We start from the raw sequence: 14264 nt of genomic DNA on the forward strand, positions 1-14264 counted from the left end.
ATGGCTAGAAGCGCGGCAGCAGCAACTGCAAACAAAAGTGTGAGAAAAAACGCACCACGTTTCGCTCTGTGCGACCACCGATTCTTGCGGTGGACCGATTTCTTATAGACCATTTGATGTGCAGCCCGATGGAATGGATTAGTACTTATATTGGGCATAACGGTACTTCCCGTATTTCGACCCATAGCCATACCCCCCAACGCGAGGTTTCAGGTCATTGAATACAATACCGGTGACGTGTGTCCCTGCCTGTTTGAAGCGCTTCACTGCTTCGGCGATCTCGCCAATATTGCTGACGCCACCGCGAACCACGTTGAAAATCGTGCCCACGTGATTTCCGACAACCAACGCGTCCGAAACGGCCAGCACCGGAGCGGTATCGATCAGGACAATGTCGTACAGCGGCTTGACCGTCGCCAGGAAGTCGGCAAAGTGTTCGTGCGCCAGCAGCTCGGCCGGCCGCGGCGGCAAGACGCCAGTCGAAATGAAGTCCACGTTTTCGATGACGTTGTTGTGAAGCACTTGTTCAAGCTTGAGTTCGCCGACGATCAACTCTGAAAGTCCGCGTGCCCGCTTCAGGCCGAAATATTTTTGTAGATAGCCTTTTCTCAAGTCGGCGTCGACTAGCAGTACTTTTTTCCCGGTCGAGGCGAGCACAGCGGCGAAGTTGACCGAAACGAAGGATTTTCCGACACCCGGGGTAGGACCACTGATCATCACGATGTTGTTTTCCGCACCCAGCATCGAGAACTGAAGCGAAGTACGGAAACTGCGCAAACTCTCGATCGCCAAGTCTTGCGGTTGGTCAGCCGCCAGCACCGAAACGCCCAGCGGATTTTGTTGCATCCGGGTGTACAGCGCCTGTTGCGCCTCACTGTGCGGAATTGCCGCACTGACGGTCAGGCCCAGGATCTGTTCGATTTCGTGAGGGTCGTCAATTCCGCCAAACAGGTTCTTTCGCACGAAGGCACCGATCACACCGACGAACAGGCCGATCAGGAGCGCCATGGAGATGATCACCGAACGCCGCGGACGTATTGGATTCAGAGGTTTTTCAGCGCCATCAAGCAGGCGCGCATTGCCAACCTTGCTCGCCTTGACCAGGCGCAGTTGCTGCGCGCTGTTCAAGAGTGCCGTATAAAGTTCGGTATTGACCTTGACGTCGCGAGTCAGTCGGAATACGTCCTGCTCCACGGATGGGAGCCGCTTGATCTTGCCATTGACCGATGCAATCTCTGCATTCAGGGTGCTGATCTGACTATTCACCGCTTGAACCAATGGATTCGCGTCCTGGAAGCGCGTCATCAGCTCATCGCGTTTCTGCTTCAGTTCGACCAGCTTGGATTGTGCCTGCACCGACTGCTGCAACACAGTCTTGGCCTCTTCCCCCAAATCGATGGTGCCACGAAGGTTACGCAGCTCATTGTATTTGTGTTCCGATTGCTCGAGATTCTCTTTCATTTCCGGAAGCTGCTTGGCTAAAAAAGCCAGCGACTTCTCAGCCTCCTCCGATTTACGGTCCACGTTCTGGCGGATATATTCGCGCCCGATCGCGTTCAGGATGCCGGCAGTTTTTCGTGGATCGCTGCCTTCCAGCGCGATGCCAATGATCCCTGACTGTTTTCCCTTCTCAGAGATTGACAAAGCGCCCTGCAAATTCTCCACGGCCCGCAACATCGGCGAACGCGTCAGATAGAACTGCGCACCAGGTCGTGCGTTCAAGCTGTCGATGCGCACCTCAATCATCCCCGCCGACAACTGCTGTTTGACCAGCACACCGACTTGACCTTGGATATCGCCAAGGCCGTTAGGTGCGGTCAGGCGAAATCGTCCCTCCCCTTCCGCGGTCAACACGAAGCGGACGTCTTCAAGGCTCTCCGGAACATCGAATTGCGTGACGTGAGCTTCCTCGGCGCCCCACACATAGCCTTTTGCCCACCACAGACCCGGCGTCGACAATTCGGGGTTGCGGGCGGCTATCCAACGGCCGACGAACGGAAAATATTTAGGCTGGACATCGATATACAGTTGCGCGTCGTCGACCACGCGCTTGATGACAAGCCGCGAACGCAAAATCTCAATCTCAGCGGTGGCAGCCGTCTTCAGATCGAATACACTCGACAGATCGCCCAGAATGTTTTTCGATGACGATGCGCTATCTTCAACCTGGACAAGAATGTTGGCTTCGTAGATCGGTCGAGACAAAAACGCATATGCTGCGCCGATCAGAGTGACGGCCAGTGCGATCGACACGATCAGCCACCGGTTATCGAACAGCAAATCGAGATACGACGCCAGATTGATTGTGTCATCGTCTTGCTCAGAAGGCGAAGCTGCGGTTAGCGCGTATTGTGAAGCGAGGTCGTTCATTTGTAGGCCAAAAAAAGTGTTCAGTTACTGCCAGAAGGTGCAATGTAGCGGCGGGTTTGCTCGGTCAACTCATGCGCAAAATCTGTTCAGCCCATACCTTCACGCCGGCGTCGATCAAATCAAGTGCGGAACGGAAGCTGTCTATTCCCTCCTTGTAAGGATCCGGGATATCTACCTTTGCCGCCTCGCCCAGGCGAAAGACCTTTCCACGCGCGCCCACATATTGCGTCTCCACATGCCTCTTCTGCTGAAGGTCCATCACAAGAATAAGTTCCGCTTGCGCCACAAGGCTGGGCGAGACCTGTTGCGCACGGTGGGCCGTGATGTCCATCCCTTGCTCCGACATCAACTGAATCGACAACGGATCAGCGGGTTTGCCGATTAGCGCCCCGAGGCCCGCTGAGCGAACCGTCCTGCCGGGCAGCGCAGCCTTGAGCATCGCTTCCGCCATCGGACTGCGGCAGATATTGCCAATGCAAAGAACAAGAATGTTTTGCATTATTTAAGCTGCCCGACAGATGCCGCCGCCCCAGTAGCCGTCGGCAAGATCAGACTGATCACGCGGTTGAAACGCGACAATCCGGAAGCGTCGATAAACACCACGTCGCGCGCATCGAGTTCGAAGTTGTCGGCCAGCGCCAGCGCCACTGGTGAGGCGGCGTCCAGCAGGTACACCTGCGGATCGGTCGCGCCAGCGTTGCGGATCACATACACCTGGCGTGCCGCCGCACTCAATTGATTGATGCCGCCTGCTTCGCCCAGCGCTTCGGCCAGGGTCAGCTTGCCGTTATTCATCGGCAGTGCCTTCGGCGCATTGACCTCGCCCAGCACATACACCTTGTTCTCGTCGCGGCTGCGCACGCGCACCAGGTCGCCGCTGTGCAGCATCACGCTCGACGGATCCACGCCGCGGCGCACCAGCAGCGGCAGATTGATCGGGTATTGCACGCCGCCGCGGGTGACGACGATATTGCTCTGGTCCGAGGTGGCAATGAAGCCGCCGGCGCGGGTGACCGCTTCAAGCAAGGTCATCGGCACATCGTCGATGGCCTGGTTGCCGGGGTTTTTGACTTCGCCGTCGATATAAATCTTCTTGCTGCGGAACGCGAGCACGCGCAGCGTGATGTCGGGCTTCTTGATCGACTTGATCAGCTTCTCGGCAAGCAGATTGCGCGCTTCCAGCTCGGTCAGCCCGGCAAGCTTGATGGCGCCGATGTACGGAAACTGCACCATGCCGCCCTGATCGACGACGAAGGCGGCAGGCGATTGCGCACCCGAACTGCTCAGCGCCTGGGCGCCGGTTGCCGCAATGTTGAGCTCAGGATGGTCCCAGACAAGAATGGACAGCAGATCACCGTTGCCAATCACGTAAGGGCGCGCAGGCCCGGCCAGCGACTCGATTGGAGGCAATGGCAGTTGCGCCTTGGCCGCCTTTTGCGACTGCAGCAGGGACGGAGTAATCGGCAGGATCGTGGGGGTGGGCTGCTGGGCGGCCTCCGGCGCCACTTTCGCATTGAGGCGCATGCCCGGTTCGAGATTTGCGCAAGCGGCAAGGATGAGGGGTAATGCAAAGGCGCCGATACGGCACAGGCGCCGGGAAGTGAAACAGTACATTGATGCTCTCTAAATCAGTCCGGCCAAACATTGCAACCTGCTGGTTTTGGGCAGCTGCAACAGCGTGTTCAATTGGGAAGTGGCAACCTTCGGGATAAATACGTTGGTAGCCATTCAATTTTCCATTCTACAACATGCAGTTCCTTCCAGTCACAAATTTGGTAGCTATTTGTAGGATTAATCCCACGAACATCGCAATAACTTTTAAAACGGTCACGGGCAAGTGCGGACAAGTGGCCGCTAACTGGCTCGTAAAAAACCTTTTCGTGCAATAGTTGCCGTACAGAAAAGTTACCTATGGTCAACAATCGAAACCGGGTGCCATTGTGCCAGATTACGAAGGCGCAATCCTCACGCAATGTAACTTTGAAGAAAGATCGTACCGGAATGCGACACTGCCGAAATGGCGATGCGCCACGTGCCGGCCCGCAGCCGTAGATGCCGTTATGTTAAGAATCTGGGGCGCCGCACCAACGGTATAGGGTCCGCCCTGCAGCTCAGCCAGTCCCCCGCCGATTTTGGCGGTACCAGCGAAGGCTGGCCCCACCGGGCTTCCCAGCGGCGGGAGATCAGCCCTGGCAGAGCGCCAGCGCGTGTTGCCAGTGCGGCATATGGAGATTCAGCGAACGCAGGCGCTCGCCGGACAATTCCGAATTGCGCGGACGCTTCGCCGGCAACGGATATTCCTCCGTGCGGATCGCCGTCACCCGCGGCTTCCTGGCGATCGAAGCGTGCCTGACGATCTCCTCGGTGAAGCCGTGCCACGAGGTCCGGCCCGACGCAGTCAGGTGGTAGATGCCGCCCAGCTCCCCCGCCATCGCCTCGACCACGCCGGACCTGGCATCCAGCCTGGCCACCAGCTGCGCGGTGGTGTCGGCGACCGTGCGGCACCAGGTCGGCGAACCGAACTGGTCGGCGACGATGCGCAGCTCGTCGCGCTCGCCCGCCAGGCGCATCACGGTGAGCAGGAAATTCTTGCCGCGCATGCCGTACACCCAGCTGGTGCGCAGGATCAGGTGCGGCACGCCGGCGGCCTGGATCGCCTGTTCGCCGGCCAGCTTGGTGGCGCCATACGCATTGATCGGGCACGTCGCATCGGTCTCGACATAGGCTGTTTCCTTGGTTCCGTCGAAGACGTAATCGGTGCTGTAGTGGATGATTCCCGCGCCCAGCTTTTTGGCTTCGTCGGCCATCACCGCCGGCGCCTCGCCGTTGATGCGCAGGGCCAGCGCCGGCTCGCTTTCGGCCCGGTCCACCGCGGTGTAGGCGGCCGGGTTGACGATCAGGTGCGGCCGCACCGCGCGAATCACCTCGCGCACCTGGCGCAGGTCGGACAGGTCCATCTGGCTGCGGTCGACGGCGACGACCTCGCCCAGCGCCTGCAGGCTGCGTTCGAGCTCATAGCCGACCTGGCCGTTCTTGCCGGTGAGGAGGATCTTCACGTGCGCCTCAAAAGATCCGCTCGTTCAGCAGGCGCAACAGGTATTCGCCGTAGCCGCTCTTGTGCAGGCGCTGCGCCAGCGCGCGGAGCTGGCCGGCGTCGATATACCCTTTCCGGTACGCGATCTCTTCCGGGCAGGCCACTTTCAGCCCCTGGCGGTGTTCGATCGTCGCGATGAACTGGCTCGCCTCGAGCAGGGAATCGTGGGTGCCGGTGTCGAGCCAGGCCATGCCCCGCCCCATCACCTCGACGTTGAGCTGGCCGCGCTCCATGTAGGCGCGGTTGACGTCGGTAATCTCCAGTTCGCCGCGCGCCGATGGCGTGATCGCGGCGGCGATGTCGGCCACTTGGCCGTCGTAGAAGTACAGGCCGGTGACGGCGTAATGCGATTTCGGCGCCGCCGGCTTTTCCTCGATGCTCACCGCGCTCCCCGCCGCGTCGAACTCGACCACCCCGTAGCGCTGCGGATTGTGCACGTGGTAGGCAAACACCGTCGATCCCGCCGCCTGGCTTGACGCGGCCTGCAAGCGCGCCTCGAGCTCATGGCCGTAGAAGATGTTGTCGCCCAGGATCAGCGCCGATGGCCCGCCGCCGAGGAAATCGCGGCCGATCAGGAAGGCCTGCGCCAGGCCCTCCGGCGCCGCCTGCACCGCATAGCGCAGGCGAAGGCCCCACTGGCTGCCGTCGCCCAGCAGCTCCTCGAAACGCGGCGTGTCGCGCGGCGTGGAAATGATCAGGATGTCCTGGATGCCGGCGAGCATGAGCGTGGTCAGCGGATAGTAGATCATCGGCTTGTCGTACACCGGCAGCAACTGCTTCGACACGGCGAACGTCACCGGATACAGGTGCGTGCCCGATCCGCCGGCCAGGATGATGCCCTTGCGGGCGGGCGCGGACGCGGTCATTGCTTCTCCCCCGCCATGACGTCGTGCAGCCACTGCGGGTTGGCCAGGTACCACTCGACGGTGGCGCGCAGCCCTGCCTCGAAACTGTGCGCCGGCTTCCAGCCCAGTTCGCGCGCGATCTTGCCCGCGTCCACCGCGTAGCGCCGGTCGTGTCCGGCCCGGTCTGCGACGTGGGTGACCAACGCGCGATGGCTGCCGCGCGGGTTCGGGTCGAGTTCGTCGAGCAGGTCGCACAGCGCATGCACCACGGCGAGGTTGGTTTTCTCGTTCCAGCCGCCGACGTTGTAGACCTCCCCTGCCCGGCCGCCGGCCAGCACCGTACGCAGCGCGGCGCAATGGTCGGCCACATACAGCCAGTCGCGCACCTGGGCGCCGTCGCCATACACCGGCACCGGCTGGCCGGCGCGGCAGCGGGTAATCGCCAGCGGGATCAGCTTTTCGGGAAACTGCAGCGGGCCGTAATTGTTCGAGCAGGCGCTGGTCAGCACCGGCAAGCCGTAGGTCTGAAAGTAGGAGCGCACCAGGTGGTCGGCGGCGGCCTTCGAGGCCGAATACGGGCTGTTCGGCGCGTAGCGCGAGGTTTCCGTGAACGGCGCATCGGCAGGGCCGAGCGAACCGTACACTTCGTCGGTGGACACATGCAGGAAGCGAAACGCGGCGCGGTCCGAAGGCGGCATGTCCAGCCAGTAGGCGCGCGCCGATTCGAGCAGGCAGAAGGTGCCGCCGACGTTGGTGTCGATGAACGCGGCCGGTCCGCTGATCGAGCGGTCCACGTGCGTTTCGGCGGCGAAGTGGACGATGGCGCGCGGCCGGTACTGCGCCAGCAGCGCGGCCAGGCGCGCGCTGTCGCCGATGTCGGCCCGGACGAAGATATGGCGCGGATCATGGTCGAGGCTGGCGAGGTTGGCCAGGTTGCCGGCGTAGGTGAGCTTGTCGACATTGACGACCGCTTCATCGCTTTGCGCCAGCCACTCCAGGATGAAATTGGATCCGATAAAACCGGCACCACCAGTAACTAAGATCATGAATTCGGGTCGGAAGAGTCGAAAATGCGAACGTGATCGAATGTTACACGATGTGCAATCGCGCTATCGCTGCGATGGCGAAATGCGAACCGGCAAACACTGGCGCTGCCCGAATCAGGTCGTACCTTATACGCTGTGGAACACGTTATGATTTCTGAGGACGCTTGGAAAACGAAGGGCATGTAGGCTGAGTCGTACCCGAGGCTTCGAGCCTGTTGACGCAGATAAGCCGCATGTCCTTCCCTTTATCGCAGAGTGCGAACAGTATCTGAGGCTGCGAGCCTGTGTTCTTAAGGATGCACGAGATAAAGTCCTAGCGAAATCACCAGCGGATGGGGGAGGCTGCCATGGAAGTAGTCGGAATCGATATCGCAAAGCGTAAATTTGACTTGGCTTGGCTGTCGGGAAAAACGGGCAAGATTCGTAACAAGGCATTTGAAAATTCGCCCGTTGGCTTTCAGGCGCTTTGCGATTGGCTCGTCGAGCAGGGTATTTCGGCGAATGAGTGTCGCGTGGTGATGGAAGCGACCAGCCAGTATTACGAAGCTCTGGCGCATGCCATGTTTGACGCTGGATATTTGGTCAGCGTCGTCAATCCTTTGCAAATTAAAGCTTTTGGCCAATCTGAGATGCGCAGACAAAAGACTGACCGAGCTGATGCCGAGTTGATCGCCCGATTTGGCGAGCAATCCAAGAAGTTGGTCCTCTGGGAGCCTCCCGCGACGGAAGTGCGGGAGTTGCAGCGCCTCATCGCGCGCCTGGAAGCGGTTCAAGGCATGCATGTGCAGGAGCAGAATCGGCGTCACGAAGCGGCGGGCCAAGCGTTGGAATCGGTCGATCGCATATTGCTGACTTTGAAGGAAGAGGAAGCATTATTGACGCAAAAAATCCGCGATCATATCGACCGCCACCCCGGACTGCGGAATCAACAGGAACTCCTACGCAGTATTCCCGGGGTGGGGGAACGGGTTAGCAGTTATTTTCTTGCGTGGCTTCCTGTAGACCGCTTTGATAATATCCGCCAGATGGTGGCGTTCGTAGGACTATCACCGGAACATAATCAGTCCGGCGATTCGGTGCACGGCAAATCACACTTGTGCAAGCTAGGACATGGACGACTACGCAAAATATTGTACTGCCCGGCGATGACCGCGATTCGGTTCAATCCAGCTGCCCAAGCGCTCTACGCGCGACTTCGAGCTGCAGGCAAAGGGGGTAAAGTCGCGTTGGTCGCAGTCATGCGCAAGCTGATCCATTGGATGATGGCGGTACTGAAGAGTAACGCACGCTTCGATCCAAAAATGGCGCTTGCAAAAAATTAGGGACCACAGTATCTGCGCAGGCAGGTACCCATACTGAGCGTGCATGCGTTTCCCTTGCACGCGTACGACGTTTCTTGAGCTGACGCGGCTGGGTGATTGTGTCGGTGTTCTTTACATCTGAAAACCGCGTATTTACTAAGCTTCTGATTCCAAAGGGAAAACAAATTCGGCATAAATCTTGCTTTTTGCTTAACCCTGAGGCGGGCGCTTGCGTCGCGGCCAAAAATCAAGAATCGACACACCCTGGGAGAGACTCATGAACGCATTCAAACCACTGATGCAAGCCGCGGTACTGGCTGCCGCCTGCTGCGCGGCATCGGCGCAGGCAACCGTGATCAGCTATGGTAATTTTTCGAACACTGCCGGTCTCACCATGGTGGGCAGCGCCGGCGTCGTGAACACCGGGGATGGCGCCGTAATGCGGCTGACGCCCGACCAGGGCAGCCGCAGCGGCGCGTTCTACAGCACCAACAGCCTCCAGCTCGGCAGCAACGCCACCTTCAGCACCTCGTTCCAGTTCCGCATGACCCACAGCGGCGGCACCCCGGCCGACGGTTTGGCCTTCGTGCTCGCCGCCGCCCCCACCGGCCTCGGCTCCAGCGGCCAGGGCATGGGTTACCAGGGCGTGAACCACAGCTTCGCGATCGAATTCGATACCTACGACAACGGCTTTTACGACAGCTACAGCAACAACCACGTGGCGGTGAGCGCCAACGGCAGCTACGTTACGTCCAGCCCGGTGTTCCCGTATGGCCAGTCGTACTGCTTCGGAGCCACGCCAGGCTGCATGTCGAACGGCGACCTGTGGACCGTCAACGTCGGCTACGACGGCGCGAACCTGTCGGTGAGCCTGCTCGACCAGGCGGCCGGGACCACGTTCGTGGCGCTGCAGAACTACCAGGTGGACATTGCCTCGATCCTCGGCACCAACCAGGCGTATGCGGGCTTCACTGCCGCCACCGGCGCGCTGAGCGAGAACCACGACATCATCCAGTGGACGTTCGCCGACACCGCGGTGGTGCCGTCGAATGTGCCGGAGCCAGGCACGGCGTGGATCGTGGGGCTGGGACTGGCGGCGCTGGCCGCGCGCAAGCGGGTCGCTGCACGCCGCTCCTGAGCGCGTCCCGCAGCACCGGGGTCTGGTCCTGCGGACCTGACCCCATTTTGACTTGCCAAAAAAAACCGGTGCAGGGTGGCGTCGTCGCGACTCTCAACATGGGGTCAGGTCCGCAGGACCAGACCCCGACGATGCGCGCGGCGCAGCTTATTTCACCGCGTTAGCCCGGCGCCCCCACCAGGCTGGTCACCCGGATCGTCTTCGTTTCCGGAATCTCGCTGTGCGACAGCACCTTCAGCTGCGGCAGCGCGCGGCGCAGGAAACGCGACAGCAGCGCGCGCAGCGGCGCCGGCACCAGCAGCACCGGCGTCAGCCCCATCGCTTCCTGCTGCGCCGCGGCCTGCCCGGCCTGCTGCGCAATCGTGTCGGCCAGCCCCGGCTCGATGCCGGTGCCGTCGCCGCCCGCCCCCATCGCCTGCAGCAACAGCCGCTCGAGGCGGTTGTCCAGGGTCATCACCGACAGCTCGGCCGCGCCCGGGAACAGCTGCTGCACGATGGCCCGGCCCAGCGCGATGCGCACCAGCGCCGTCAGCTCGTTCGGGTCTTGCGTGTGCACCGCGTGCTCGGACAGCGTTTCGATCACCGAATGCATGTCGCGGATGTGCACGCCTTCGATCAGCAGGTTCTGCAGCACCTTCTGCAAGGTCGACAGCGACACGATCTTCGGCACCAGGTCCTCGACCAGCTTCGGCGCGTCCTTGGCGATATGGTCCAGCAAGGCCTGCACTTCCGAGCGGCCCAGCAACTCCGACGCGTGCGTGGTGATCAAATGGTTCAGGTGGGTGGCGACGACCGTGCCGGCGTCCACCACGGTGTAGCCCATGCTCTGCGCTTCGTCGCGCAGGCCGGCGTCGATCCAGGTGGCCGGCAGGCCGAACGCGGGGTCGGTGGTGACCAGGCCCGGCAAGGTGCCGCTGGCCATGCCCGGATTGATCGCCAGGAACTGGCCGTTGAGCGACTCGCCGCTGCCGATCTCGACGCCCTTGAGCAGGATGCGGTAGGCCGACGGCTTCAGTTCCAGGTTGTCGCGGATGTGCACCGGCGGCGCCAGGAAGCCGATTTCCTGCGCAAATTTCTTGCGGATGCCCTTGATGCGCTTGAGCAGTTCGCCGCCCTGCGCCTTGTCCACCAGCGGAATCAGGCGGTAGCCCACTTCCAGTCCCAGCGTATCGACCGGCATGATGTCCTGCCAGCTGGCCTCCTCCTGCTCGGGATTGGCGGCCGGCGCATTGCTTGCCGCCGCCGCGGCCGCCGCCGCCTCTTCGATGGCCGGCGCTTCGCGGCGCTTCTTGTTGATCAGGTAGGCCGAACCGATCAGCAGGCCGCCCAAGAGGATGAACACCAGGTTCGGCATGCCCGGGATCAGGCCCATGCCGCCGATGATGCCGCCGGTGATGTAGAGCACCTGCGGCTTGGCGAACAGCTGGTTGGTCAGCTGGGCGCCGATGTCCTGGTCGGACGCCACGCGCGAGACGACGATACCGGCCGCCACCGAAATGATCAGCGAAGGAATCTGCGCGACCAGGCCGTCGCCGATCGCCAGCAGCGTGTAGGTCTGCAGCGCCTGGGCGAAGCCGAGGTCGTGCTGCAGCAGGCCGACCAGCAGGCCGCCGACGACGTTGATGACGGTGACCATGATGCCGGCCACCGCATCGCCGCGCACGTACTTGCTGGCGCCGTCCATCGCGCCGTAGAACTCGGCTTCCTGGGCCACTTCGGTGCGGCGCGCGCGCGCCACGTCCTCGGCGATCAGGCCGGCGTTCAGGTCGGCGTCGATCGCCATCTGCTTGCCCGGCATCGCGTCGAGCGCGAAACGCGCGCCCACTTCGGCGATCCGGCCGGCGCCCTTTGTGACGACGGTGAAGTTGATGATGGTGAGGATGATGAACACGACGATACCGACCGTGTAATTACCGCCGATCAGGAAGTGGCCGAACGCTTCGATCACCTTGCCGGCCGCCGCGCCGCCGGTGTGGCCCTCGGTCAGCACCACGCGGGTCGAGGCCACGTTGAGCGACAGGCGCAGCATGGTGGACACCAGCAGGATGGTCGGGAAGGCCATGAAGTCGAGTGGCTTGACCGTGTACAGGCTGGTCAAGAGCACGATCACCGACAGCGCTATGTTAAAGCTGAAGAACAGGTCGAGCACGAAGGCCGGCAGCGGCAGGACCATCATCGACAGCAGCAGGATGATGATCAGCGGCGCGGCCAGCGCGCTGCCGCCGCGGCCACCGAGGCCGCTCATCCAGGCGGGAAGTTTGATGCTGGCGTTCATGGCGTTGCTCCGTTATTCGTGTCAGGCTTTTTTTGCGATGCGGGGTTGTGCGGATCGAGCTCGGGCGGCACGGCCAGCCTGGTCGGACGCTCCGGATACTTGCCGCCGCCCTTGCTGAAGGCGCGCAGCTGGAATACGTAGGCCAGCACTTCGGCCACCGCCGAGTACAGCGCCTCGGGAATCTCGTCGTCGATGTCGGTGTGCTGGTGCAGCGCACGGGCCAGCGCCGGCGCCTCGAGCAGCGCGACCTTGTTCTCGCGCGCGATCTCGCGGATCTTCGCCGCCACTTCGTCGGCGCCCTTGGCGACCACGCGCGGCGCGCCACCCTGGCCGTCGGCGTACTTCAGCGCCACCGCGTAGTGGGTCGGGTTGGTGACCACCACGTCGGCGGTCGGCACCGCGGCCATCATGCGGCGGCGCGACATTTCGCGCTGCATCTGGCGGATCCGGCCCTTCATCTGCGGGTTGCCGTCGGACTCCTTGTGTTCCTGGATCATTTCCTGGCGCGTCATCTTGAGCTTGTTGGCGTAATGCCAGACCTGGTAGGGGCCGTCGATGGCGGCGACGAAGCCGAGTCCGCCGACGATGAACAGGAAAGTCGTGCCGAGCAGGCTGACCAAGTGGGCGCTGCCCTCGCCCACCGATTCGACGGCCAGCCCCATCACGGCGTCCTTCTTGCCCATGATGACCAGGTAGGCGACCGCGCCGACGACGACGGTCTTGGCGACCGCCTTCGCCAGCTCGACCAGGGCGTTGGTGGAAAACATGTTGGCAAGGCCGCGCACCGGATTGAGCTTGCCGAAGTTGGGCATGAAGGACTTGGCGGAGAACAGCCAGCCGCCGATCAGCAGCGGCGACGCCAGCGCGACAACCATCACCGCGAAGGCCAGCGGCAGGCAGGTCAGCAGCACGTGGCCGATGTCCACGCCGACCCGGCGGATCAGGACGTCGGCGTCGAACACCTGGGCGCGGTCGAGCGCCAGGCCCGACACCATCACGGCGTTCAGGCTGCGCACCACGCTGCCGCCAGTCATCCACAGGCCGGCGCCGGCGGTCATCAATACTGCAAAGGTTGCCAATTCACGCGACCGGGGCACGTCGCCTTCGGCACGGGCCTGCTCCAGTCGCTTGGCTGACGCGGCTTCGGTCTTTTCTGCGTCGCTGTCTTCTGCCATGTCCACTCCGGTTACGCCCCTTCACACCGAGGGGCGACGATAGCCGACATTATTCGTCATATTGCTCTGGGGCTATCCCCTGAACAGGGGTGCAAAGGGCGGTCTTATCGGGCCGGCCCGGCGCGGCGTTGGGCAAAGCGGCCACGGCAGATGATTGATTTACAAGGACTAATATATAAGTGGCATTATGTCGCGTATATCCGACGCCATCGCGCCTGTCAAATGGGATTCGGCACGCGATTGGCAGAATGTTGCAATTGATTCTGTTTTCGTGGTTATAATACGAAAGCATCAATGAATACCGTGCTTCCAAAATTTTTCGATCACAAGGAATTAAACAAATGAAAAAGATTTTCGCTATCGCCGCCGCCCTGAGCCTGGTTTCGGCTCAAGCTTTCGCCCAGACCGCTGAAGCAACCGTTACCCCAGCACCAGCACCGGTCGCACCGGCTCCGCTGATGTCGGGCACCATCGCTGGCGTGCCAGTCGCTACCGCCATCGTCATCGGCGTGGCCGTTGCTGCAGTTGCAGTGGCCGTTTCGGACAGCAACAGCACCACCACCCACCATTAATTTGGACGGCGCTTCGGCGCCGCAGAGGTAAGAAATCGGCCGATTCGTTCGGCCGTTTTTTATGCCCGCTCCCTTTCCGCCATCGACATGAAGAATCAGCCCTTTTATCGCCGCTTCGGCTTCGCCCTGCACGGCATCGCGTCGGCCTGGCGCAACGAGGCGAGTTTTCGCACCCAGTGCTGCGCCGCGCTGGGCGTCATAGCCGTGCTGGCGTGGCGGCGGCCGCCGCTGCTGTGGTGGGCGCTGCTGCTGGTGCTGTGCGGGATGGTGCTGGCGGCCGAACTGTTCAACAGCGCACTCGAGGCGGCGCTCGACCACCTGCACCCGGAACGCCACGACGCGATCCGCATCGCCAAGGACTGCGCCGCCGGCGCCGTGCTGGTGCTGAGCCTGGCCAGCGCGGCCGTGTTCGCCGCCTTCCTGGCCGAGTCTTTCGCGCTCTGAGCGC

At 61.8% G+C, this 14264-nt stretch carries 12 protein-coding genes; 4 read left to right on the top strand and 8 right to left on the bottom strand.

Features of this window, described 5'->3' with window-relative positions; translation table 11 throughout:
* Positions 1-138 precede the first annotated feature (138 nt).
* The 6 genes from Q4S45_RS14885 to rfbB all read right to left on the bottom strand — a co-directional run bounded on the left by Q4S45_RS14885 (position 139) and on the right by rfbB (position 7355).
* Positions 139-2370 carry a polysaccharide biosynthesis tyrosine autokinase gene (locus Q4S45_RS14885; RefSeq protein WP_305505509.1) on the bottom strand — a complete coding sequence of 744 codons (2232 nt, stop codon included), beginning with the start codon at positions 2368-2370 and terminating at the stop codon, positions 139-141.
* Positions 2371-2434: 64 nt separating this feature from the next.
* Positions 2435-2869 carry a low molecular weight protein-tyrosine-phosphatase gene (locus tag Q4S45_RS14890; RefSeq protein WP_305505511.1) on the bottom strand — a complete coding sequence of 145 codons (435 nt, stop codon included), beginning with the start codon at positions 2867-2869 and terminating at the stop codon, positions 2435-2437.
* Positions 2869-3876, bottom strand: coding sequence for an SLBB domain-containing protein (locus Q4S45_RS14895; protein WP_305505513.1), 1008 nt, complete (start codon positions 3874-3876; stop codon positions 2869-2871). Before Q4S45_RS14895 ends, Q4S45_RS14890 begins: the two co-directional genes overlap by 1 nt.
* A gap of 677 nt (positions 3877-4553) precedes the next feature.
* Positions 4554-5426, bottom strand: coding sequence for a dTDP-4-dehydrorhamnose reductase (gene rfbD, locus Q4S45_RS14900; protein ID WP_305505515.1), 873 nt, complete (start codon positions 5424-5426; stop codon positions 4554-4556).
* 7 nt (positions 5427-5433) lie between these two features.
* On the bottom strand, positions 5434-6330 hold the full coding sequence (gene rfbA, locus Q4S45_RS14905) for a glucose-1-phosphate thymidylyltransferase RfbA (RefSeq protein WP_305505517.1): 897 nt from the start codon (positions 6328-6330) through the stop codon (positions 5434-5436).
* Entirely contained in the window at positions 6327-7355 is a 1029-nt protein-coding gene (rfbB, locus tag Q4S45_RS14910) for a dTDP-glucose 4,6-dehydratase (RefSeq protein ID WP_305505519.1), read from the bottom strand. Before rfbB ends, rfbA begins: the two co-directional genes overlap by 4 nt.
* 347 nt (positions 7356-7702) lie before the next feature.
* Between rfbB and Q4S45_RS14915 the strand changes: the two genes are divergently transcribed.
* Both Q4S45_RS14915 and Q4S45_RS14920 read left to right on the top strand, forming a co-directional pair.
* Positions 7703-8677 carry an IS110 family transposase gene (locus tag Q4S45_RS14915; protein WP_305505521.1) on the top strand — a complete coding sequence of 325 codons (975 nt, stop codon included), beginning with the start codon at positions 7703-7705 and terminating at the stop codon, positions 8675-8677.
* A gap of 256 nt (positions 8678-8933) precedes the next feature.
* On the top strand, positions 8934-9794 hold the full coding sequence (locus Q4S45_RS14920; protein ID WP_305505523.1) for an L-type lectin-domain containing protein: 861 nt from the start codon (positions 8934-8936) through the stop codon (positions 9792-9794).
* Positions 9795-9954: 160 nt separating this feature from the next.
* Here Q4S45_RS14920 and flhA read toward each other — a convergent pair whose 3' ends face one another.
* The gene (flhA, locus tag Q4S45_RS14925; protein ID WP_305505525.1) at positions 9955-12069 is read right to left on the bottom strand and encodes a flagellar biosynthesis protein FlhA; all 2115 of its coding nucleotides are present in this window, start codon (positions 12067-12069) and stop codon (positions 9955-9957) included.
* Positions 12066-13244 carry a flagellar biosynthesis protein FlhB gene (flhB, locus tag Q4S45_RS14930; RefSeq protein WP_305505527.1) on the bottom strand — a complete coding sequence of 393 codons (1179 nt, stop codon included), beginning with the start codon at positions 13242-13244 and terminating at the stop codon, positions 12066-12068. The genes flhA and flhB overlap by 4 nt, the downstream gene beginning before the upstream one ends.
* A 341-nt stretch (positions 13245-13585) precedes the next feature.
* Between flhB and Q4S45_RS14935 the strand changes: the two genes are divergently transcribed.
* Complete coding sequence (locus Q4S45_RS14935; RefSeq protein ID WP_305505529.1) at positions 13586-13816, top strand: hypothetical protein; 231 nt, start codon at positions 13586-13588, stop codon at positions 13814-13816.
* Positions 13817-13903: 87 nt separating this feature from the next.
* Positions 13904-14260: a diacylglycerol kinase gene (locus Q4S45_RS14940; protein ID WP_305505531.1), complete on the top strand. Its 357-nt coding sequence runs from the start codon at positions 13904-13906 to the stop codon at positions 14258-14260.
* The last annotated feature ends 4 nt before the right edge of the window (positions 14261-14264 follow it).

The organism is Massilia sp. R2A-15 (assembly GCF_030704305.1).
Taxonomy (GTDB): Bacteria; Pseudomonadota; Gammaproteobacteria; order Burkholderiales; family Burkholderiaceae_D; genus JAFCUW01.